The sequence below is a fragment of the Paenibacillus sp. EZ-K15 genome (assembly GCF_002573715.1).
Taxonomy (GTDB): Bacteria; Bacillota; Bacilli; order Paenibacillales; family Paenibacillaceae; genus Paenibacillus_AQ.
On the sequence record NZ_PDHM01000010.1, the window covers coordinates 142461 to 165334 of the forward strand.

Annotated in this window: 19 protein-coding genes and 1 pseudogene; 15 read left to right on the forward strand and 5 right to left on the reverse strand. The window is 51.8% G+C overall.

The features are described 5' to 3' along the window. Positions 1-35 precede the first annotated feature (35 nt). The 3 genes and pseudogenes from CRG97_RS07645 (at position 36) to CRG97_RS07655 (ending at position 3233) form a co-directional block, all read left to right on the forward strand. Positions 36-1355, forward strand: coding sequence for an extracellular solute-binding protein (locus CRG97_RS07645; RefSeq protein WP_098742502.1), 1320 nt, complete (start codon positions 36-38; stop codon positions 1353-1355). A gap of 99 nt (positions 1356-1454) precedes the next feature. Continuing rightward, a pseudogene (locus CRG97_RS07650) lies at positions 1455-2335 on the forward strand (carbohydrate ABC transporter permease). A 13-nt stretch (positions 2336-2348) separates the two neighbouring features. Further along, positions 2349-3233, forward strand: coding sequence for a carbohydrate ABC transporter permease (locus CRG97_RS07655; protein ID WP_098742503.1), 885 nt, complete (start codon positions 2349-2351; stop codon positions 3231-3233). 102 nt (positions 3234-3335) lie between these two features. On the opposite strand, the gene CRG97_RS07660 is transcribed toward CRG97_RS07655, so the two are convergent. From CRG97_RS07660 to CRG97_RS07670, 3 genes are read right to left on the reverse strand one after another with little or no spacing between them, the layout of a single operon-like run. Further along, complete coding sequence (locus CRG97_RS07660; RefSeq protein WP_098742504.1) at positions 3336-4721, reverse strand: nucleoside recognition domain-containing protein; 1386 nt, start codon at positions 4719-4721, stop codon at positions 3336-3338. Further along, positions 4672-5418 carry a FeoB small GTPase domain-containing protein gene (locus tag CRG97_RS07665; protein ID WP_098742505.1) on the reverse strand — a complete coding sequence of 249 codons (747 nt, stop codon included), beginning with the start codon at positions 5416-5418 and terminating at the stop codon, positions 4672-4674. The genes CRG97_RS07660 and CRG97_RS07665 overlap by 50 nt, the downstream gene beginning before the upstream one ends. After that, complete coding sequence (locus CRG97_RS07670) at positions 5415-5666, reverse strand: FeoA family protein (protein WP_098742506.1); 252 nt, start codon at positions 5664-5666, stop codon at positions 5415-5417. The genes CRG97_RS07665 and CRG97_RS07670 overlap by 4 nt, the downstream gene beginning before the upstream one ends. Positions 5667-5901: 235 nt before the next feature. Between CRG97_RS07670 and CRG97_RS07675 the strand changes: the two genes are divergently transcribed. From CRG97_RS07675 to CRG97_RS07705, 7 genes are all read left to right on the forward strand, one after another. After that, positions 5902-6969: a flavin-containing monooxygenase gene (locus CRG97_RS07675; protein ID WP_237566341.1), complete on the forward strand. Its 1068-nt coding sequence runs from the start codon at positions 5902-5904 to the stop codon at positions 6967-6969. Then, positions 6950-7255 (forward strand): ArsR/SmtB family transcription factor, encoded by a 306-nt coding sequence (locus CRG97_RS07680; protein ID WP_098742508.1) that lies wholly within the window; start codon positions 6950-6952, stop codon positions 7253-7255. The genes CRG97_RS07675 and CRG97_RS07680 overlap by 20 nt, the downstream gene beginning before the upstream one ends. A gap of 370 nt (positions 7256-7625) precedes the next feature. Continuing rightward, the gene (locus CRG97_RS07685; RefSeq protein WP_098742509.1) at positions 7626-9350 is read left to right on the forward strand and encodes a proline--tRNA ligase; all 1725 of its coding nucleotides are present in this window, start codon (positions 7626-7628) and stop codon (positions 9348-9350) included. Between the two features lie 617 nt (positions 9351-9967). Next, complete coding sequence (locus CRG97_RS07690; RefSeq protein WP_098742510.1) at positions 9968-10990, forward strand: MBL fold metallo-hydrolase; 1023 nt, start codon at positions 9968-9970, stop codon at positions 10988-10990. 445 nt (positions 10991-11435) lie between these two features. Then, positions 11436-12620, forward strand: coding sequence for a glucose-1-phosphate adenylyltransferase (locus CRG97_RS07695; protein ID WP_098742511.1), 1185 nt, complete (start codon positions 11436-11438; stop codon positions 12618-12620). A gap of 14 nt (positions 12621-12634) precedes the next feature. Beyond that, positions 12635-13738, forward strand: a complete 1104-nt coding sequence (glgD, locus tag CRG97_RS07700; RefSeq protein WP_098742512.1) for a glucose-1-phosphate adenylyltransferase subunit GlgD — start codon at positions 12635-12637, stop codon at positions 13736-13738. A 38-nt stretch (positions 13739-13776) separates the two neighbouring features. Next, positions 13777-16218 carry a glycogen/starch/alpha-glucan phosphorylase gene (locus CRG97_RS07705; protein ID WP_098742513.1) on the forward strand — a complete coding sequence of 814 codons (2442 nt, stop codon included), beginning with the start codon at positions 13777-13779 and terminating at the stop codon, positions 16216-16218. Positions 16219-16611: 393 nt separating this feature from the next. On the opposite strand, the gene CRG97_RS07710 is transcribed toward CRG97_RS07705, so the two are convergent. Continuing rightward, on the reverse strand, positions 16612-17175 hold the full coding sequence (locus CRG97_RS07710) for a phosphatidylglycerophosphatase A family protein (RefSeq protein WP_098742514.1): 564 nt from the start codon (positions 17173-17175) through the stop codon (positions 16612-16614). A 166-nt stretch (positions 17176-17341) separates the two neighbouring features. On the opposite strand from CRG97_RS07710, the gene CRG97_RS07715 reads away from it, so the two are divergent. The 3 genes from CRG97_RS07715 (at position 17342) to CRG97_RS07725 (ending at position 19905) form a co-directional block, all read left to right on the forward strand. Further along, positions 17342-18400, forward strand: a complete 1059-nt coding sequence (locus tag CRG97_RS07715) for a GerMN domain-containing protein (RefSeq protein WP_098742515.1) — start codon at positions 17342-17344, stop codon at positions 18398-18400. A gap of 112 nt (positions 18401-18512) precedes the next feature. Then, the gene (gene rph / locus CRG97_RS07720; protein WP_076323095.1) at positions 18513-19271 is read left to right on the forward strand and encodes a ribonuclease PH; all 759 of its coding nucleotides are present in this window, start codon (positions 18513-18515) and stop codon (positions 19269-19271) included. A gap of 4 nt (positions 19272-19275) precedes the next feature. After that, on the forward strand, positions 19276-19905 hold the full coding sequence (locus CRG97_RS07725) for an XTP/dITP diphosphatase (RefSeq protein ID WP_098742516.1): 630 nt from the start codon (positions 19276-19278) through the stop codon (positions 19903-19905). Between the two features lie 79 nt (positions 19906-19984). Here the strand turns inward: CRG97_RS07725 and asnB are convergent, their stop codons facing one another. Beyond that, complete coding sequence (gene asnB, locus CRG97_RS07730; protein ID WP_098742517.1) at positions 19985-21829, reverse strand: asparagine synthase (glutamine-hydrolyzing); 1845 nt, start codon at positions 21827-21829, stop codon at positions 19985-19987. 163 nt (positions 21830-21992) lie between these two features. Between asnB and CRG97_RS07735 the strand changes: the two genes are divergently transcribed. After that, positions 21993-22307: a hypothetical protein gene (locus tag CRG97_RS07735; protein WP_098742518.1), complete on the forward strand. Its 315-nt coding sequence runs from the start codon at positions 21993-21995 to the stop codon at positions 22305-22307. Positions 22308-22356: 49 nt separating this feature from the next. Beyond that, positions 22357-22725 carry a hypothetical protein gene (locus tag CRG97_RS07740; protein WP_237566335.1) on the forward strand — a complete coding sequence of 123 codons (369 nt, stop codon included), beginning with the start codon at positions 22357-22359 and terminating at the stop codon, positions 22723-22725. Positions 22726-22874 lie beyond the last annotated feature (149 nt).

Sequence of the window (22874 nt, forward strand, 5' to 3'; positions counted from 1 at the left end):
TACGCGAACAGCATACTAGAAAAGGGGTTGTAAACGTGTTCAACAAAAAATGGACGGTTCTGCTTTTAACATTGTGTCTCGCTCTGGTTGCGGCTGGTTGTGGATCGAGCAACAGCAGCACGGGGGATTCAGGCAGCAGCGGCAGCGAAGGCGAGAAAGTTACGGTGAACTTCATGCACTTATGGCCGGCGGGCGTTTCTGCAGGACAGAACAAAATCGTGAATCAGATCATCGAAGAATATCAAAAAGAGAATCCGAACGTGACGATTAAACAGGAAGTTCTGGATAATGAGCAATACAAAAATAAATTGAAAGTGCTTTCCGCGTCGAACGAGCTTCCGGACGTAGGGGTGACCTGGGCAGCCGGATTCCTGAAGCCCTATGTAGAAGGCAGCTTGTTTGCACCGGTAGATGATTTGCTGGGGGGTCAGCTTAACGGCAAATTCGTAGCCGGCACGACTGAGGCTTATGCCATTGACGGCAAAACGTATGCACTTCCACTCGAGTTCAATATCGCGCCGGTATATTACAACAAAGCGATATTCGAACAGCTTAACTTGGAAGTGCCGCAAACTTATGAAGAATTCAAGAATGTTGTGAAAGCGCTGTCCGATAACGGGATTGCTCCTATCGCACTTGGCAACAAGGATCGCTGGACCGGTTCGCTCTGGTACATGTACCTGGCAGATCGAATCGGCGGACAAGAAACGCTTGCCAGTGCAATTAGCGGTTCGGGTTCCTTCAAGGATGAATCGCTTGTAAAGGCAGCCGCCGAGGTTCAATCGCTGGTGGATGGCAATGCGTTTGTCAAAGGGTTCAACGGCTTGTCCAATGAGGAAGCGAAATCCGAATTCCTGAACGGCAAAGCGGCCATGTACATGATGGGTACCTGGGAACTGCCTAACTTTACGACCAATGAAGAGATCCCGCAAGAGTTCCGCGACAGCGTCGGTTTCTTCAAATTCCCGACGGTTGAAGGCGGCAAAGGCGATATTAACAGCTGGGTAGGCGGACCGGGTGTTGGCTTGTTCATCGGCGAGAATTCCAAGGTGAAAGAGGAATCCAAGAAGTTCGTTGAGTATTTCGTAACCAAGTGGGGCGAGCAGTCCGTTACAGGTGCTGGTGTCATCCCGGCAACGAAGGTGGATACGTCAACGCTTGAGCTCCCGCAGCTGTACATTGATCTGTTTGATGAAATGAATCAAGCAAGCAGTATCACCCTGTTCGCGGATGTACAGATGGAGGCGAATGCTGCCGAGACGCATCTGAACATGATCCAGGCGCTCTTCGGAAAAGCCGTGACGCCGGACAAATTCTCCGAAGAGCATGATGCAGCGATCTCCAAAGGGAACTAAGACTCTTTAGGACAACAAAGAAACGGGACCCTGGTTTATCCGGCATCGCTGCCGGATAAATCTTTCCTCTAGACCATATGGCGAAAGGAGTCGAACACTTTGGATAAAGTGATGTCCAACAAAAAAATCATCGCGCTGTACGTGCTGCCTGCACTGCTTGTGATTATGGCCGTCGTTTATATTCCAATTCTATTGACCGCCTATTACGGACTGAACGAATGGAACGGCATTGGTGCAATGACCTTTATCGGACTCGATAATTACCAGGCACTGCTCTCGGACGGCAAGTTCTGGGATAGTGCATGGCACTCCCTGCTGTTAGCCGTATTCTCGGCTGCAAGCCTTATGATCTATCTGGCCGTGGCGATGGTGCTGGCCTCCAAGATCAAAGGCGCCAACCTGTTCCGCAAAATCTATCTCATACCCATGCTGCTGTCCTCCGTTGCGATCGCGCAGCTGTGGCTCCGCATTTACCACCCGACGAACGGGATTGTGAACAGCTTCCTGGAGTCCATCGGGATCACGAACCCGCCGGCATGGCTCGCTGAGTCGTCGCTTGTCTTGTTTGCTTTGTTTATTCCGATTCTGTGGCAGTATGCCGGTTTTTATATTTTGATCTATTATGCAGCTCTGAAGAACATCCCGGCATCGCTGGTTGAAGCTGCCAAGATCGACGGGGCAACCTCCATGCAAATTGCGTTCCGGATCAAGCTTCCACTCATCATGGAAGTGATTAAGGTTACGATCGTGCTGGCGGTGGTAGGTTCCTTAAATATTTTGACCTCATCTTTGTCATGACGGACGGGGGGCCTAACGGCGCGAGCGAAGTGATGGCTTCCTACATGTATCATACGGCTTTCCGCGCTTATGATTTCGGTTACGGCAGCGCGATCGGGTTCTTCCTGCTGGTGATCTGTCTGATCGTAACGTGGGTCATCCGGAAATTAACGGCATCAAAAGAAACGATCCAATATTCATAAGGAGGGAAACTTCATGATATCCGGAGCCACAGGACAACTCCAAGACGGGCGCGCCCGGTCCGGAAACGGAGTGGTAGGCAAGCTGGGGTACACGCTGCTGTATATCGTGCTGATCGGCGTAGCCGTATTTCAGCTGTTCCCGCTCGTATGGTTGCTGCTGTTCTCATTAAAAAACAATCAGGAAGTATTCGATCTTCCTCCGCTGTCCCTTCCGATGAATCCGCGCTGGGAGAATTACGAGAAGGTATGGAGTGCCGGCAACATCAGCGTTTATTTTCTGAATAGCGTCTGGATCACCGTCGTAGCAACAGCACTAACGGTCATATTAGGGAGTCTTGTCACCTTCGCGATTACGAGAATGAAGTGGAAGGGCAGTTCCTTTGTCCTCGGTTTGTTCATGGTTGCCATGATGATTCCGGTTCATTCCACCTTGATCCCACTGTTCAGCATTTTTAACAAGGTTGGTTTGACCGATCATCCGGTTTCTTTGATATTGTCGTACGTGGCTTTCAATATGCCGATCACGATTATGATTCTGCTGGGGTTTTATTACACGCTGCCGAAGGAAGTGGAAGAAGCGGCGGTCATGGACGGCTGCTCGGTTCACCGGGTCTTCTTCCGGATTGTGCTTCCGATGACGGGCTCGGTGCTGGCGACGACAGCCATCATTAACATGATCTACAACTGGAACGAATTTATCTTCGTGAACACGTTCATCAGCTCGGATATGTTCAAGACGCTTACCGTCGGGGTGCAGAATTTTATCGGACAATATACAACCGATTGGGGTGCCATTGGCGCAACCTTGATGATCAGTATTTTCCCAATTCTGCTGATGTTCCTTTTCCTCAGCGATCGTATCGTGGAAGGCATCGCTGCAGGGTCGGTGAAAGGTTAAGTCCGGGTATAAAAATATCGAGCCGCTTCAAGAGACTTCTTGGAGTGGCTCGTTTGTTTTATATATCTCTATCTGAAGCATGGCTATCAGAAGAAGAGGTCGTTAAACCCATCCCAATGCCCGGGCCACCTGAGTAACAAGGAAGGTAACGCCGATTGCGATAGCCGTCGGGATGGCAAAGGACAGGAACGTCCACTTCGCGCTTTTGGTTTCCTTCCAGATGTTAACGAGCGTGGTTCCGCAAGGATAGTGGAGCAGCGAGAACAGCATCATGTTTAGCGCGGTCAGCCAGGTCCAGCCTTGATCCAGGAAGATTTGCTTAAGGGCAAACATATCGGTAACCTCGGTCAGGGAGCCCGTAGCCAAATATCCCATCAGCAGGATTGGCAGCACGATTTCATTTGCGGGAAGTCCGATGATAAAAGCCATCAGAATGAAGCCGTCGAGTCCGAGCGCGCGCGCAAACGGATCAAGGAATTCAACGAAATGAACCAGAATGCTGGAATCGCCAATATAGATGTTGGCAAGTACCCAGGTAAGCACGCCTGCAGGCGCTGCTACGATAATGGCTCTGCGCAGGACATAGATGGTTTTATCCAGGGTCGACCGGAGAATCGTATTCAGAATCTTCGGTTTACGGTATGGCGGCAGCTCCAGGGTGTAGTGGGAAGGAATGCCTTTCAAAGCGGTTTTGGATAATCCCCATGATACCGCGAGCGTGACAACGACACCGATCAGCACCATGCCCATAACAACGGAAGCCGTCACGAGCGTCTGGGCTCCTCCCGAAAAACCTGCAGCCATGAACAAGGAGGCCAGCAGGATCAGGGTCGGCCAGCGACCGTTGCAGGGCACGAAGTTGTTGGTCAGAATGGCGAGCATCCGCTCCCGCGGCGACTCGATAATCCGGGTCGACATAATGGCCGCCGCATTGCAGCCGAATCCCATCGCCATGGTAAGGGACTGCTTGCCGTGCGCTCCCGTTTTTTTGAACAGGCGGTCCAGGTTAAAGGCTACCCGAGGCAAATAGCCATAGTTCTCAAGCAGCGCAAAGGCCGGAAAGAAGATGGCCATTGGAGGCAGCATGACACTGACGACCCAGGAGGTTCCCCGGAACAATCCAAGTATCAGCACGCCATAGAGCCAATCGGGAGCATGGAGGGCCTGAAAGGCCATCGTCAGGTATCCTTCGATCCAGCCAAAGAAACTTGCCAGCATGGAGGAAGGCACGTTAGCCCCTGCGATCGTTAAGTAAAAAATAATGCCGAGCATGGCCAGCATGATCGGAAATCCCCACAGTTTGGAGGTGAAGATGCGGTCCAGACGCTCGGAACGGTACAGAAGCTCCCGGTTGGTCACGGTGACGGCGTCACTGCACAGCTCGCGGGATTTTTTGAATAACTCGCCCACGATATCTTCCCGAACATCCTCTACCTGCTCAGCAGGAATGATGGCTGTTAGAGCTTCCAAGCGCTTTAGCTGTTCCAAGTGAAATCCCCCCTTTATCCGAAGCCTTTAATCGGTCTTTCAGCGTCGCGATCAGCTTCCGGTCTCCATCGAGAAAGCGGATGGCCAGCCATCTGGCTGGATATTCGTCGCCGAAAATGTCTCGTAATTCGGACTCCAGGCCGGAAATTTGCGATTCCAGCTGTTCGTTATATTTCATCCGGTAAGGCGTAGTCGAAGTCTGCCCTGTGCACATCAGAAGTAACTGCTCGGACAGGGTATCCAGCCCATCGTTATTTCTGGCCGATATCGGAATGACGGGAACACCGAGCTGATTCGTTAGCTTGCGTGCGTTAATCTTGATTCCTTTTTTCTTCGCTTCATCCATCAGATTCAGGCAGACGATGACCCGGTCGGTCATTTCCAGCACTTGAAGCGCAAGGTTAAGACTTCTTTCCAGCGCCGTAGAATCCAGAACCAGCAGGGTAACGTCCGGTTTCTCAAAAATAATATAATCGCGCGCCACTTCTTCATCGGCCGAGTTGGAGAACAAGGAGTACGTCCCGGGCAGATCGATAAATTGGAAGCGGGTGTCTTTGTAATCGTAATTGCCGCTTGCGAGACTGACCGTTTTGCCGGACCAGTTGCCAGTGTGCTGCTTTAGTCCGGTGAGGGCATTAAAAAGCGTGCTTTTGCCCGTGTTCGGGTTGCCAGCCAGTGCGACAGTAAAAGTTCTCATGATGACATCACCTTACCCCAGATTAACTGACTTTCTTCTTTTCTTAATGCAATGACGGTACCTGCTACTCTATAAGAGGTGGGGTCACCGAGCGGGCTGGCTTTCAGCACTTCGATAACGGAGCCTGGAACGAATCCGAGGTCCAGAAGCCGCCGTTTATGCTCTCCGCGGATATCCACCTGTTCAATCAGAAAACGCTCGCCGAGCGCTGCCTGATGCAAATGCTGCCTATTCTTTGTCTCATCCATAAAGTTTAACCTCTCCCTACTAAATTGGGCCGAGCATATAATGTTTCCTCGAAGCAACTTTATGCCTATAGTATGACTGAATGCGTGTGTTGTCAACTGAATTTATCAGATATTTATTCGAGTTTCATGCGGCGTTTGACGATGCAATCACCATTTTATGCTTGAAGGGAGAACAAGATCCATGTAATATCTATATATGAGCAATTACTCATATAATTGGAGTGATACCTATATGATGTGGGATGTAATCGTTATTGGCGCGGGGCAGGCAGGATTGGCAGCCGGCTATTGGCTGCAGCAGGCAGGGATGAAGTTTCTGTTGTTGGATCGGGGATCGGAGGCAGGAGATGCATGGAAGACGAGATATGATTCGCTGAAGTTGTTTACACCGAGAACTCACAGTGCATTGCATGGAATGAGGATAGATGGGGATCCGGACGGGTTCCCGGACAAAGATGAATTGGCTTCCTATCTGAAATCCTATGCAGCACGGTTTGAGCTGCCCATTCAGTTTGAGACGGATGTGAAGTGTGTCCATAAGGAAGAAGACAGGTTTATAATCGAAACCAATGAGGGAGAATATCATGCGAAGTCGCTGATTATCGCTACCGGGCCGTTCCGGCAGCCTCGCATTCCGGCGTTTGCAGCATCGGTTCCAGCGGATATTGTCCAGCTGCACTCCTCCGATTACAGGCGACCTTCCCAGCTTCAAGAGGGTGGCGTTCTTGTCGTTGGCGGCGGGAACAGCGGGGCGCAGATTGCGGTCGAACTGTCTGGCGGTCGGGAAACGTATTTGGCTCTTGGACAGCAGCCGCGGTATTTACCCATGACCGTTGGGGGCAAGGGGATGTTCTGGTGGTTGGACAAACTCGGCATTTTATCAGCCAGCGGTTCCTCCTGGGTGGGACGTAAGCTGAAGCGTCGGGGAGACCCGATTTTTGGATATGAATTGAAACAAGCGGTCAAGTGCGGTAAAGTGGTGTTGAAAAAGAGAGCCGTTGATGCCGGTGCTTCCGGAATACGATTCGAGGATGGCACGGAGCTTAAGGTTCGGAATATCATCTGGGCAACCGGCTTTGTTTCCAGCTATGATTGGCTTCATGTGGATCAAGCGCTGGATCATAAGAAGGCTGTTATTCATACACGCGGTATCAGTCCGGTGAAGGGGCTCTATTATGTAGGTTTGCCTTGGCAGACGCACCGGGGCTCCGCACTCTTGGCAGGAGTTTCACGGGATGCCCGCGAAATCGTTCAAGCCATTATGGAGAAGAGGGGATTAGTTTATGGAAAAAGAGCACCATGAGCTGCTGCACGAAGACCAGGCCATGGAAGCGTCACGACTGCTGAAGGCCATTTCGGATCCGACGCGGATCCGCATTCTTCATTTGCTTTCGCAAGAAGAATGCCCGGTCGGCCATATTGCCGAGGTGCTTGGCATGAGTCAGTCGGCGGTATCCCACCAGCTTGGCTATCTGCGCAGTTTAAGACTGGTCAAATTCCGTAGGGACGGGAATACATATTTTTATACGTATGAAGATGATCATGTCATCGGGATCTTGCGGCAAGTGCTGGATCATATCGCTCATTAAGTATGCCTGTCCTTTTCATGCTTGACATTCTGAACGTCCGGCTGTAATGTATTGGAAAATGAATTTCCCGTGAATAACGATCATCAAGGACATGAGGATGCAAGATTCGGCGAGACAGAAAAGAAGCCCCCGGCTGAAAGGCTTCCACCCGCTTGGCTGCGTCCTTCCTACCTTGTAGTTGCCCGCTGTGAACAAGCGGAGCCGGTTCGGCCCGTTACCGCCTGATGAAGCATCTTGCAAGGAGCGTCTTTTGCGTCCCGCAAAGATGGAATCAGGGTGGTACCACGAGCACATTCGTCCCTAGGAGCGAGTGTGCTCTTTTTGCGTTCAGGCAGGTTCATTCATGGATATAAGAAGGAGTATGAGGAAGATGCGGCAAAGCCAATTATTGATGACAACGATGCGTGATGTGCCTTCCGAGGCGGAGGCACTAAGCCATCAATGGATGCTCCGTGGCGGCTATATCCGTCAAACGGCGGCAGGAATCTATTCGTATCTGCCGCTGGGCTGGCGGGTCTTGCGGAAGATCGAAGCCATTATTCGAGAGGAAATGGATGCCTCTGGCGGGCAGGAGATGCTCATGCCCGCTGTCCAGCCCGCCGAGCTGTGGAAGGAATCGGGCAGGTACGATGTTTACGGATCGGAACTCATCAGGCTGCATGACCGCCATAACCGGGAGTTCGTGCTTGGACCAACCCATGAAGAAGTGATTACATCCATCGTTCGCCAAGAGATTTCTTCCTACCGGAAGCTGCCGGTGAACCTGTATCAAATTCAGAGCAAATACCGGGATGAGCGGCGTCCGCGTTTCGGTCTGCTGCGGGGTCGTGAATTCCTGATGAAGGATGCGTATTCTTTCGACCGGGACTGGGAGGGCATGGATGTGTCCTACCGGAACATGTATGAAACGTATGAACGAATCTTTAGGCGCTGCGGTCTGACGTTCCGGGCGGTGGAAGCTGATGCAGGTGCCATTGGTGGGCAAGGGGAAACCCATGAGTTTATGGCGCTGGCGGATATAGGCGAGGATACCGTTGTTTCCTGCAGCGATTGCAGTTATGCGGCAAATCTGGAGCGTGCGGAGTCTGCGGTTCCGGCTGAGCAGGCTAATAGGAAGTCCGCGGCGGCTGACGGTCATTCTGCCATAGAGCAGATATTGACGCCGAATGTGAAGAGTATTCAGGAATTGACTAACTTCCTCCAAGTCGGCCCGGAGCAATTGATCAAGACACTGGTTTACCACGTGGACGGAGAACGAGTTGCGGTGCTTGTCCGGGGAGACCGTGAAGCGAACGAGGCAAAAGTGAAGTCTTACCTAGAAGCAGAACTCGCCGAATTAGCGAGTGCCGAAGAGGTGATGCAGGCGACGGGAGCCCCAGTCGGGTTTGCGGGACCGGTAGGCCTAACACTAAAGGTATTGGTCGATTACGAAGTAGCGGCTATGGCAGAGGGGATCACCGGTGCCAACCAGGGGGATACGCATCTGAAGGGAGTCCGGCCAGGACATGATTTTTCGCTGGACTATACCGGCGACTTCCGGAATGTAACCGAAGGAGAACCTTGCCCGCGCTGCGGAGCACAGCTCGAATTTCATCGCGGGATTGAGCTTGGACATGTGTTCAAGCTGGGTACGAAATACAGTGACGCCATGAACGGCATGTACCTGGATTCCGACGGGCGGGAGAAACCGCTGATCATGGGCTGCTACGGTATTGGCGTCTCCCGCGTCATGGCCGCCATCGCCGAGCAGCGCATCTCGGACGAGCGATTGGTCTGGCCGATGTCCGTCGCTCCGTTTAAGGTGCACATTATCCCGGTTGCGGTTAAGGATGAGGCCCAGATGAAACTGGCTGAACATATCTACAGCGAGCTGAACAAGGCTGGTCTGGAGCCGCTGTTGGATGACCGGGACGAACGGGCCGGCGTCAAGTTCAAGGATGCAGATCTTGCCGGCGCTCCGCTGCGTCTGATCGTTGGACGCGGAGCGGCTACCGGAGAGGTCGAATGGATGGGCGAGGACGGAATCAAGACCAACCTGCCTGTCGAGGAAGCCATCCAGCGCTCACGCGAGGAGGTAGCCCGCCAGCTGAAGTGAATACTACGGAGCCTTTCAATATGAGTCGAGTATTCATTAAGCTGGAGGAGGAGTAAAGGGGAAGAACTTGGAGATCATGAAGTTGCAGAACGTGCAATTCACCGAGAGGGACTTTATCGATCGAAAAGAGAGTGCAAACATGTGCATGTCCCTAAGAAAGACTTTCAGGATTGAAAATGGAGCGAACGCAGCTAGCTTTTAAGTCCTCAAGAGGAACTTGACCTACAATTTCATCAATGGAGAAGGCATCCCCAAGGTCGTATGACTTTTCGGGGATGCTTCTCGTATATGAAAGATGGACCTCTGCTAATAGGCCAAGAGGAGTCGATTTGATGGTTAACGCTTTATTATGAACGAGCACGAAGCAGCGGAGCCGACGAATCGATTCCGGAAAAGCGGCAGCGGTCGCCTTTGCCATCGGTTTTTTACAATGGATCAATACAATAAGAAAAATCCGGGGGCAACAGCGATTGAAGGAACGATACGTACGTGCAGCGTCCTTTAATGGAAAACAGTAGCACTCTATACGAGGCACCCTTCTATACATATCCCGAATACAAGCTTATGATGAAAGAGTCGGATATGAAGTCATAATGCGGATGGAGGTTGCATCTACAATGGATCAGGAAGAGAAGGGTTCAAGCCCGGACATTCATTATATAGAAGAACATCAGCTCAGTCAGGTGAAGATTACATTGTCCAACCCCTTAAGATGGGTGAACAGCTATGTGCTGCGCGGAGATGACGGTATGACCGTCATCGATCCGGGGCCGCGTACGGCTGCCTCGGAGCGGGAATGGCTGGCGGCGATGGAGCAGCTCGGGTTCGGGTTCAGCGACATCGCTTCAATCGTGCTGACCCATCATCACCCGGACCACTATGGGCTTGCCGGGTGGTTTCAGGAGCGGTCGGGCGCCAAGGTGTGGATGTCAGAGCGGGCGCATCGGGAAGCGATGCTCATGTGGGGAACGGATTCCACGATGGATCACGAGCTCCCGGCGTTCTTCCGGCAGCATGGCATGTCGGAAACCAAGCTTGCCCTGCTGCCGGAGCATCTGAACGGCTTTTTCCCCCAAGTCACGCCGCATCCGGACATATCGTTTATCGGCGAGGACCTGCCGTTCCGGATGGGCAACCGGATATGGGTACCGGTGCAAACGGCCGGCCATGCTCCGGGGCATCTGTCGTTCTTCCATGCGGAGAGCGGCGTTCTGTTATGCGGCGATGCCGTGCTGCCGCAAATTTCGCCCAACGTGAGCCTGCTGCCCGGCAGCGACGCCGAGCCGCTGGCGCTTTTCCTCACAGGGCTGCGCCGCCTGCGGGAACTGCATGTCCGGACGGCATACCCCGGACACCGCCACCCGTTCACGCATTTCCGTGAACGGATCGATGCGCTCCTCCTCCATCACGAGGAGCGCCTGGCCACCATCGCCGGCATGCTGAGCGCTGCCGGACGGCTTACCGCCTTCGAGGTCTGCACCGCCCTCTTCGGCGAGAAGCTCGGCATCCACCAGCTGCGCTTCGCCATGTGCGAAGCGCTGGCCCATCTCGTCGAGCTGACCCGCCGCGGGGAAGCCAAGATGATCGAAAACGAGGATCGAATGTGCTATTTTTCTGTACGGAAACAGCCGCATTCCTGATATAATCAAGACATGAATAAAACCGTCTGCTTGTACGTTGACTTCCATCATGCGTAGAAAGGGCGGTTTTTTGTTTAATAGATTCAGAGGGTTACAATGTGGAGCATCCGTTATCTGATACTGACCAGATAGTTACCCTTATAACCCCGCAATCAGGATGCTTGGTAAGCGGCACCACGGCACTTTTTCTCTAGAGAAGAGAAGGCGCCTTCATACCTGAGACGGGGGCGTCCCCCCGATTAGAGTCAGAGTTTTTCTCTCCCCCGCATATAGTTGATATACCTTGCTGTTTTAAGCAAGGCATTCCCTCAAGCGTTTTTTTCTTAATCACTCATCACCATGATCCACTCCACCATATTCGTATCGAAGCGTTCCCTTGGTTCAATCCGCAATTTTCATGTTATAGGATTCGTATCTTATAAAGCCCCTTAAAGGAGAATCTGTCATGAAGAAAAAAGATGTGGTCGCCATGCTGCTCGCAGGAGGTCAAGGCAAACGGCTGAAAGGCCTCACGAAGACGCTCGCCAAGCCGGCTGTTTATTTTGGGGGTACATATCGGATCATTGATTTTCCGCTAAGCAACTGCTCCCATTCGGGAATCGACACGGTCGGGGTGTTAACCCAGTATGAACCTCTGGTTCTGCATTCTTACATTGGCGTAGGAAGCGATTGGGATATGGACCGGTTGAATGGGGGCGTATTCGTGCTCCCTCCCCATGAACGCGAGGACGGGACGACCTGGTACCGCGGGACAGCGGATGCGATTTTTCGGAATCTCAAGTTTATTGACCAGTACGATCCCGAGCACGTTTTGATTTTGTCAGGAGATCACATCTATAAGATGGATTACGACCGGATGCTGACTTATCACAAGGAGAAGGATGCCGATTGCACCATCTCCGTCATTGAGGTGAGCCTGGATGAAGCGAAGCGGTTCGGCATGGTGAATACGGATGAGAACTACCGGATATTCGAGTTCGAGGAGAAGCCTGCGCACCCGAGGAGTACGACGGCATCCATGGGCGTTTATCTGTTTCGCTGGAAGCTGCTGCGATCCTATTTAATGCGGAATGCGGAGCTTCCGGATACGAGCCATGATTTTGGCAAAGACATTCTGCCGAGCATGCTGGAGGACGGCAAAACGCTGTACGCTTATCCGTTCGAAGGGTACTGGAAGGACGTCGGCACCATCGAGAGCCTATGGGAAGCTAACATGGATCTGCTCTGCAAGCAGCCCAAGCTGGACTTGAACGATCCGCTGTGGCGCATTTACACCCGGAACCCGAATCAGCCCGCAGAGTATATTTCTCCAACCGGCGTCGTCCGGAACAGCATGATTAACGAGGGCTGCACCGTATGCGGCGAGGTAGAGCATTCGGTCCTCTTTTATGGGGTGGAAGTGGGGGAAGGCAGTGTCATTACCGATTCCGTCATCATGCCCAAGGTGCGCATCGGCAGCCATGTACGCATACACCGGGCGATTATCACTGAGGACATGGTCATTCAAGATCATGCCGTCATTGGCCCGCCTGAGGAAGATCCATCCCGGATTGTGCTTGTAAGCGATCAAGATGAAGACGTCCTGAAGCTGCTTCAATCGTCGTCTTCGTCCCATAATAATCAAGGTTAGGACGGGATTCGCAGATGAGAGAACTCATGGGTATCATTAATTTGGAGCATGAACGGGATGTGCTGAGTGAATTGACGTATTACCGGTGTGGGGCTGCTGTGCCATTCGCTGGAAGGTATCGCCTGATCGACTTTGTGATGTCGAATATGATGCATGCGGGCATTGAGGATATTGCGCTGTTCGTTCGCAGGAAATACCGCTCCCTGATGGATCATCTGGGTGAAGGCAGGCCGTGGGATATGCACCGCAAGCGGGGCGGCCTATTCATACTTCCGCCGGATTGGAATGATGAAGCGGATGTGTCCGCCGGCGAGCTGCGGCATATTTATAATAATCTCGATTTTTTTGAGCGGGGAGCTGCAAAGCATATCGTGCATTCCGGCAGCCAGCATATCAGCACGGTCGATTTGAACGAGGTGTATGAATACCATCTGGAGCAGGGTGCTGACGTGACGCTTGTTTATACTAGGGTAAATGGACCGAGGGAAGAGCATCGTTCCTGCACCCGGCTCGATGTCGATGAGGACGGCATGGTCACGGATATTCATTACGATCATAAGCATGATGCGGTATATATGGAGATGTTCGTGATGGAGAAATCGCGGTTTCTTGAGATGGCCGATCATTGCATCGCCCATGGGGGCAATCACTTCTTCCGGGACGCGATTATGCATAACCGACACAAGCTGAACATTGCGGGATATGAATACCTTGGGTATCACGCGGTGATCAACTCGCTCGAAAGCTATTACCGTACCAGCATGAATCTGCTGAATCCGAAGGCATACAACAGCTTGTTCCGCAAGCAGGCGGTCCACACCAAGATCAAGTATGAGGTTCCCGCCAAATATTTGAATTCAGCCGATGTGAGCAACGCGCTGGTCGCCAACGGCTGCCAGATCGACGGGGAAGTGAAGAACAGCATCCTGTTCCGCGGGGTACAGGTAAAGCGAGGCGCAAGCATCCATAACTCCATCATCATGCAAAAATGCGTCATTGGCGAGAACGTGAGGCTGGAGAACGTCATACTCGATAAAGATGTGATGATCTCGCGGGATCATATGCTTCAAGGCGATTTTCGCAAACCTTTTGTCATAGCCAAGGACATCTCGATTTAATCGCAAAATAATACGAATCCGTCAGGAGGAACTTTCTTTTGTTTAACAACAAGGAAACATTCAAGCAGGTCTTTACGGAGCAGTTGGTGAGTCGGTTGGGAAAGGGACTTGAGGAAGCGACGGCTGAGGATGTATACAAAATACTCGGCAGCATGATTCGGGAGTATGTCGGACGGGAATGGGCGGCTGCCAATCGGATATACCGGGATACCGGGCAGAAGCAGGTGTATTATTTCTCGCTTGAATTTTTGATCGGGCGGCTGCTGGGAAACAATCTACTGAACCTGGGTGTACTGGATATGGTCCGCAGCGGCCTCCTGGACCTGGGATGGAATTTGGAAGAGATTGAGGAGCAGGAACCGGACGCGGGGCTCGGCAACGGGGGGCTTGGACGTCTTGCGGCATGTTTTCTCGATTCATTGGCATCGCTTAGCTATGCAGGTCATGGATGCGGCATCCGGTATAAGTACGGATTGTTTGAACAGAAGATTATTGACGGCCATCAAGTCGAGCTGCCGGACAATTGGCTCCAGCGGGGTAATGTCTGGGAAGAGCGGCGGGCTGACAAGGCGGTGGAAGTCCAATTCTGGGGCCGCGTGGAAGTGGATGTGCAGGAGGGGCGAACCGTATTTCACACGGTGGATTATGAGCGTGTTCAGGCTGTACCGTACGACGTTCCGGTGATCGGTTATGGCGAGGGGCAGGTGAATACGCTGCGGCTGTGGAGCGCCGAGTCCGCTTCGGATATATCCAGAATCCGTTCGGCCCATCATCATAACAGCTATTATAAATTTTTGGAATATAACCGTTCGGTTGAATCGATATCGGAGTTTTTGTACCCGGATGATTCAGCATACGAAGGCAAGCTCCTTCGGCTGAAACAGCAGTACTTCCTCTGTTCCGCAGGCGTTCAAAGCATTCTTAGAACGTTCGACAAGCTGGGACGGACCTATCATGAACTTCCCGAGCATGTCGCCATTCATATCAATGATACGCACCCGACGCTGGTGATTCCGGAGCTGATGCGGATTCTGATCGATGACAACGGCTTCGGTTGGGATGAGGCCTGGGACATCGCGAGCCGGACCGTATCCTACACGAACCACACCCTGCTTAGCGAAGCGTTGGAGAAATGGCCTGCCGGCATGGTTCGTGAGCTGCTGCCGCGCATTTACATGATGATTGAAGAGATCAATAAACGCTTCTGCGGCATGCTGCTGGAACGCTATCCAGGGGACCATGAGCGCATATCGCAGCTCGCCATCATCGAAAGCGACCAGATCCGCATGGCCAATCTGGCGATTGTGGGCAGCTATCATGTGAACGGCGTAGCTGCGCTGCACACGGAACTGCTGAAGACCCAGGTGATGAAGCCGCATTATGAGCTGTATCCGGAGCGATTCAGTAATAAAACCAATGGGATTACCCACCGGCGCTGGCTGATGCACAGCAACCCCGGCCTGAGTCAATTGATCTGCGATGGTATCGGCACTTCATGGATCAAGGATCCTAATCAATTGATCCAGCTTAAGTCACTCAAGACCGACACCGCCTTTCAGCAGGGGATTCAGCGGATCAAACGGAGCAATAAAGAACGGTTTGCCGAATACATCGCGAATAAGCAAGGGATCGTGATCAATCCCGATTCCATATTCGATGTCCATGTGAAGCGGCTGCACGGTTATAAACGGCAATTGCTGAATATCATACGAGTGATGCACGTGTATAACGAGATTAAGGATCAGCCAAGCGCGGATCGCGTTCCTCGTACCGTCATTTTTGGGGCGAAGGCAGCACCGGGTTACTATCTGGCCAAAAGCATCATCAAACTCATTAATGTCGTTGCCGAAGTCGTGAATAAGGATCCGCAGGTCAATGACAAACTCCAGGTGCTGTTTCTGGAAAATTATTCGGTGTCTCTGGCGGAGAAGATTATTCCCGCAGCTGATATGAGCGAGCAGATTTCCACGGCTGGCAAGGAGGCATCCGGCACAGGAAACATGAAGTTCATGATGAACGGTGCGTTGACCATCGGCACGCTGGATGGGGCTAACGTGGAGATGTTCGAGCTGCTCGGCAATGAGAATATGTTCCTGTTCGGTTTGAAGCTGGAGGAAGTACTCGAGTATTACAGGACGGGAGCTTATGTAGCCAGGGAACGGTATGAGCAGGATCCGAGAATCGCCCGCGTGCTGAATCAGTTGATATCCTCAGGACCGTTCTGCTGTCACGAGTTGGAGTTTGGTCAGATTCTTCAGTCCCTGCTGGATCATAACGATGAGTTTTTTGTATTAGCGGACTTTGCCAGTTATGTGGCAACCCAGTCGGATATCGATGATGCTTATTTGAATAGTGGATCTTGGACCGAGAAGTCAATTGTAAATATCGCACACTCGGGACACTTCTCCAGTGATAACACGATTCACCGTTATGCATCCGACATCTGGAATGTTTCTCCTGTTAAGGTCGGTGTGAATTGATAATCTATCTCTATCACAAAGTCTAAAAAAAGAACCCCGCCATAGGTTTGGCGGGGTTTCCATAGGTGCTCTATTGGAATGTTCTTCATCATAGCATATGATGGATGCTTGCAAAAATGACTAGATAGATTTACCGATTTACGTGATTGGACAGTCCGTTTTTTCATAGGTGAGAGGAGCCTTCTTATTGGTTAGCGGAGCCTGCTTATTATAGAAGAAACTCATCGTTCCGGCCCGAAATGCTAAAATGCTTTCTACTGCAATCGTCTATCATTCTTTGAAATCACCCAGTTCGGATTGGAAAAGGATAGGTTCGATGAGTTCCTTCCTTCTGATAGGCAGGAAAAAAAGGAGATTCGCATTCTGTGCGAATCTCCTTTTTTGGAGAGTGGTTTATTCTTTTGGAAGCTCTTCGGTCGTTCCGAACAGCTCGATCTCCCGCTCCGCTTGCTTGCGATGGGCGATCCGGCTGCTGGCGGCCGCGGCAACCGCGCCGACGATATCGTCGAGGAAGGTATGTACACGGCCGCTTGATTTATCATTCAATTGCTCGAGAATGCCGGGCTTGAGCTTGTCAATATACCCGTAGTTCGTGAAGCCGATGCTTCCATATACGTTAACGATGGAAAATGCCAGGACTTCATCCACGCCGTATAACCCTTCGTCATTGGCCAGCATTTCTTGAAGCGGGGATATGAGATTGCCTTCCTCCGCCAAAATATCTAGTTGAATTCCGGTTAACACCGCGTTTTGGACTTCGCGTTTGCTAAGTACGGCATCCACATTCTCCATGCATTCTTCCATGGTCAAATTCGGGTAGTATTTTTTTTGAAGGATCATCACTAGTTCAGCGATTTCCTCCAGCTTGATTCCACGCTTATGCAGCAGGCTCCGTGTCGCTTCCGCTACCTTCTTGCTGTTCAGACTGTATGGAATGTTTGAATCGTTTTCTGCCATGATGGAACTCACCTCATTTTCGTGGTTGATGAAGATGCTTACGACGATTGTACTTTTTCCACCCCCCTTTGTCCAGAAAGGACAAAACTGCGAGTTATTTTTTTGGAAAGGGCTCGTATACATAGGAGTACAACCTGTACAAAAAAATGTTAGGGAGGAACAATACATGAAACGTAGTAATCGTAATCTTCGCAGGCTTTCCGCCGCCGGGCTGCTTGCTGTTCCGATCGTGTTGTCCGGCTGCGGCGTGTTTTCCGGGAAGCAATCGGAGGCGATTGACCCACCGCCTGCGCAAGTGGAGAAGCAAATGCTGAACACGGCTGGATCTACAGCGGCACAAGGAGACATTGGCACGCAGACAACAGTTTATCTTTCGGATGCGCGGGGAATGCTGGCACCTGTAACCTTGGGTATTCCGAAAGTAGAAGGTGCAAGCGCCGTGAAAGAATCTCTTGAAGTGCTTGTGAACGGAGGCCGCTATGCTGGCTATGTTCCACAGGGCTTCCAGGCGGTATTGCCTGCCGGTACGCAGATCCATAATGTGACGGTCGATCCGGAGAGCAAATTGGCCGTCGTTGAATTCAATAAATCGTTTACAGAGTATCAAGCGGCAGATGAACGAAGAATCCTTGAGGCGTTGACGTGGACGCTGACGGGACACGAAGGCATCCAGTCGATGCAGGTATGGGTGGACGGAGTCAAACTGACGGAAATGCCAGTCAACCACACACCGCTGGACCGTCCACTGTCACGTGCGATGGGGATCAATCTTCAAAAGGCGGATGACGCTTTGTACACTTCCTCTTCGCCGGTTACCGTCTATTTCTCTTCCGTGACGCCTGACGGCATTCAGTATTATGTACCTGTTACAAGACTTGTTCCAACCGGACAGGAGGCCGTTAAGGCTGCCTTGAACGAACTGATCCGGGGACCGCATTACGGTGATGGGCTTGTCGAGGTCATCCCGGACGATACCACCGTTGCATCGGTCGAAAAAGGTGAGGACGGCGCTGTTACCGTATCACTTCAGGACAGCATGTTTGAGCAGGGGGAGCAGGTTCCAACCGAATTGCTGCAGGCTGTCGTGCTAACCGTAGCCGAGAACTCGGATGATGCGAAGGTCAAAATTCGGATGAACGATCTCTCTGAGGTGGTTGGAACGGATAGCCGCAATTATAGCGAGCCTGTTGGCCGTCCGGAGTTCATTAACGAAATTTCGATTTGACGCTTCACCGCTATCTTTGAAATATGCGCCGGAAAAGGTGCTTTTGTGCCTGCACTTTGGTAGAATAGGGAATGCTAATCAGGATTGCGATAAGAAGTAGGAGGCAGAAAACATGAGATCTAACGGACGTAAGAGCGATGAGCTTCGACCGATGAATTTATCGACCCATGTGAATAAATATGCGGAAGGCTCCGTGTACATCGAGATGGGAGACACCAAGGTGCTGATTACGGCGACCGTGGATGAGAAGGTTCCCCCGTTTCTGAAAGGACAAGGAAAGGGCTGGGTGACGGCTGAATACTCCATGCTGCCGCGCGCAACACAATCCCGCAACCAACGGGAAGCCAATCGCGGTAAACTCAGTGGCCGGACGATGGAAATTCAGCGGCTGATCGGCAGAGCGCTTAGGTCTGTTGTGAATCTGCATGCTCTTGGCGAGCGGACAATTACGCTGGACTGCGATGTAATCCAAGCGGATGGCGGAACGCGGACCACCTCCATTACAGGAGCATTTGTAGCTTTAGCCATAGCGGTAAATAAAATTGCAGAACAACATAAACTAGCGGTATTTCCGATTACGGACTACCTGGCTTCTATTAGCGTGGGCATTGCTGGCGGACAGGCGCTGCTGGATCTGAACTATGAAGAGGATTCCAAAGCGAAGGTAGACATGAATCTGGTCATGACCGGAAGCGGCAAATTCGTTGAGGTTCAGGGTACTGGCGAAGAGAGCCCGTTTTCTCGTGAGGAGTTGGATCAGATCCTGGAGCTTGGGGAACAAGGAATCCGCGAGCTCATCGAGCGTCAGCAGGAGGCACTTGGCCCCATCGCAGCTAAAATCGGTTCCGTGAATGCGGGTACTGGAGTATAGTCCCATGACATTGACACTTGGAGACACGCTAATTGTAGCTACCCGCAATCAGGGGAAAGTCAAGGAATTTGCGCATGCTTTTGCTGCTTTCGGTACGGAGGTCAAGAGCATGTACGATTACCCTGATCTGCCGGATGTCGTTGAGGATGGAGCAACGTTCGCAGCCAATGCATTTAAAAAAGCCAAGGCGGTTGGCGACGCACTAGGATTGCCTGTCCTGGCTGATGATTCCGGATTATGCGTGGATGCGCTGAATGGCGCGCCTGGCGTTTATTCCGCGAGGTATGCCGGCGAACACGGCGCGGACGAGGACAATAACGAGAAGCTGCTCGGTGAGCTGGAACAATTAAGGCTCGGTGAGGATACGGAGCAGCCCTTGCTAAGTCCGGCCCGATTTGTCTGTGTGCTGGTGCTGTATGATCCGGTCTCGGGAGAAAAGCTCGAGGCTGAGGGGAGCGTTGAAGGCTGGATCACGTCGGATCCGTCCGGAAAGGGCGGATTTGGATATGACCCGCTGTTCTACCTGCCAAGCCATGAGAAGACGATGGCCGAGCTTTCCCTGGAAGAGAAGCAGGAGATCAGCCATCGGGGAAAAGCACTGCGCAAGCTTGTAGCGGACCTGCAGGCGCGATAACCGAATAAGGTGCTATAAAAAGAAACCATACCGGCCTGCTGCTGGTATGGTTTCTTTGATTTTTTAGAACAATAAGGACTTAACGTATGGATACGTTATACTCTTTGAGCCAGAAATGCACCTGGGCCAGGTAGGCGAACAGCTGCGGACCGGACATCAATTGACCGAACCAAGGGAGATTGGAGGACGCATCCGGCGAAGAAGCCAGCTCCCGGATTCGTGCCGTATCGACGAGCGGAAGTAGCGGCGAAGAAGGATCGTCCAGAATGGATAGCACCTGCGCTTTGACGGCTGCCAGATAGTTCGGATTGTGAGTTTTGGGATATGGGCTTTTTTTGCGGTACAGGACATCGTCCGGAAGCACACCTTCAAGGGCTTTGCGCAGAATGCCTTTTTCACGGTCGCCTGTCGTTTTGATGCTCCAAGGAATGTTCCACACATAGTCGATCAGTCGATGATCGGTGTAAGGTACGCGGACCTCCAGTCCAACGCCCATGCTCATCCGGTCTTTACGATCGAGGAGCGTTGGCATGAAACGGGTGATATTGAGATAGGACATGACCCGCATTTTGGCCTGCTGCCCGGTCTCCCCGGCCATTTTCGGCACTTCGGCTACCGCATCGGTATAGCGGTCTCCGAGGTAATCCAGCGGCTTGATCCAGTCCCGGATCTCGGCAGACAACAGCCCGGCTCTCATATCTGGGGCAACAGACCATGGGAAAGTACCGGAATTCAGCATTTCTTCCCGGTGAAACCAAGGGTAACCGCCGAATATTTCATCAGCGGCTTCACCGGATATGGCGACGGTTGCGCCTTTTTTAATCTCACGGCAGAAGAGGAGCAAGGAGGCGTCAACGTCAGCCATTCCCGGGAGGTCACGCTTCTGCGTAGAGACATCCAGCGCTTCGACCAGTTCGGGCGTGTCGAATTCGATCCAATGGTGGTTTGTGCTGAGCTCCTCGTGCATCCGTTCAATCCATGGCCCATCCGCACCCGGCTGGAAGGAATGGGATTTAAAATGTTTGTTATTGTCCACATAATCGACGGAGTAGGTGTGCACTTGTCCTTGGCCCGTCCGCTTGTAGTAATCGACGGCCAGCGAGGAAAGCGCGCTGGAATCGAGCCCGCCGGATAACAGCGAGCAGACCGGTACATCGGATACCAGTTGGCGTTCAACGGTGTCGCGCAGCAGATCGCGCAAGAAGCTTGCCGTCTGATCCACATCATCTTCATGGGGCTTGCTTTCCAGCTTCCAGTAAGTATATTTGCGCAATCCTTCCCGGTTAAAGATCATGGCCATACCAGGACGAAGCTCTGCGATATCCTTGTAGACACCGTGTCCCGGGGTTCGGGCAGGACCGATAATAAATACTTCCGCAAGCCCCTCTGCCCCGACCACAGGCTCCACCTTCGGATGCTGAAGCAATGCTTTCGGTTCCGATCCGAATACGAGCGTTCCGTCAATGTAACTGTAGAACAGGGGTTTTACTCCAACTCGGTCCCGTGCCAGAAATACCTGTTCACGTACGCTGTCCCAAATGGCGAATGCAAATATTCCATTGAGGCGTTCCAAACAATCGGGGCCCCATTCGATATAGGATACTAACAAAACTTCCGTGTCGCATTTGGTATTGAAACGATGACCACGTCGTACCAATTCGTCTTTAAGCTCCGCAGCGTTATATAATTCCCCGTTATATACAATGGCATAGACTTCCTCTTCCTGATGAATGATCATCGGCTGAGCGCCATTTTCGGGGTCGATCACGCTGAGTCTTCGGTGACCGAATGCGCACGGGTTGGAAATCCAAGTGCCGGATCCGTCAGGTCCGCGGTGAGCCAAACTTTCTGTCATTTTTACCAGCAGCTGCGAATCCTGCGTCAAATCGCCGCTCCATTGTATAAAACCGGTTATTCCGCACATGACGGTTCATCCTCTCTTTGTCTTTGTCATACGCTGTCCCATCTTTTTAATCCTACGTCGCCAAAGTGATACAGATATATGCCGAAGGAAGGCATAAAATGTCTGTCCTTTTACGAAAACTAAGAAAGAGGACGAATATTCAAAGAGAAGGAGAGATGCGTCCATGAATAAGTCGACCTACTACGTTTCCGTACAGAGCCGCTCTGTGTTGACCGAACAGGGAGCGAGCGCTTATGAATGGGAGATCGAAGCAACGCCGGAAGAGGCGGATCAAGTTCGGATTGAGCTGGACATGATGCAGGAGAAGGACGAAGAAGCGATGGGATACATGTTTCCTTGGGCGGATACGCCGCAACAAAGCACCAATGCCCTGTTTCAATCCTCCCTGGACAAGGTGTATCGAACCATTTATCAATTGGGTACACCGGCCACGCGCCAGCAAATGGAAGAGCTGCGATTGCTCTCGGATTTGACATGACAATAATAAGGATTGTGCAGTCCCTGCACATCTTGATGAAGGAGAATGTATGATGTATGCAATCAGAGATGCAAAAATCCGCCGCATTACGGAAGTAAACGGCGCCCCTTGCGCTGAGGTTGAGGTCTATCCAGCAGTGGAAGGAGAAAGTGCATTGCTGGCTTATCTGACGCCATCTTCCCCGCTAGGAGGCTATGAGCTGGTGAAAATCGTCCGCAGCAACGCCAGCACGGATGTGGATTGGTTCGACAACAGCATGCATGATGCATTTGTTGATGCCACGGACGAAGCGTTCGAGAACGACGTTCAATCCACCGCGGAGGAAGACCGGGATGCCTTCAAGCAGCAGCTGCTTTCTACAGGCCAGCTATATGAGCAGCTGAATCATAGGCTCAGTGAAGGACCTCGATATTTCTAGAGCCTTGAAGAATGAAGAGATCTGTCCGGCACCATGGGCAGATCTCTTTTTGTATACGCAGGATGCAATTTGGGCGACAGTGGCCTCGTGGGTTCGCGCAATATCTCGAAGCAACTTCGAGAATAGGGTATACCTGACCGCAAAGGCCT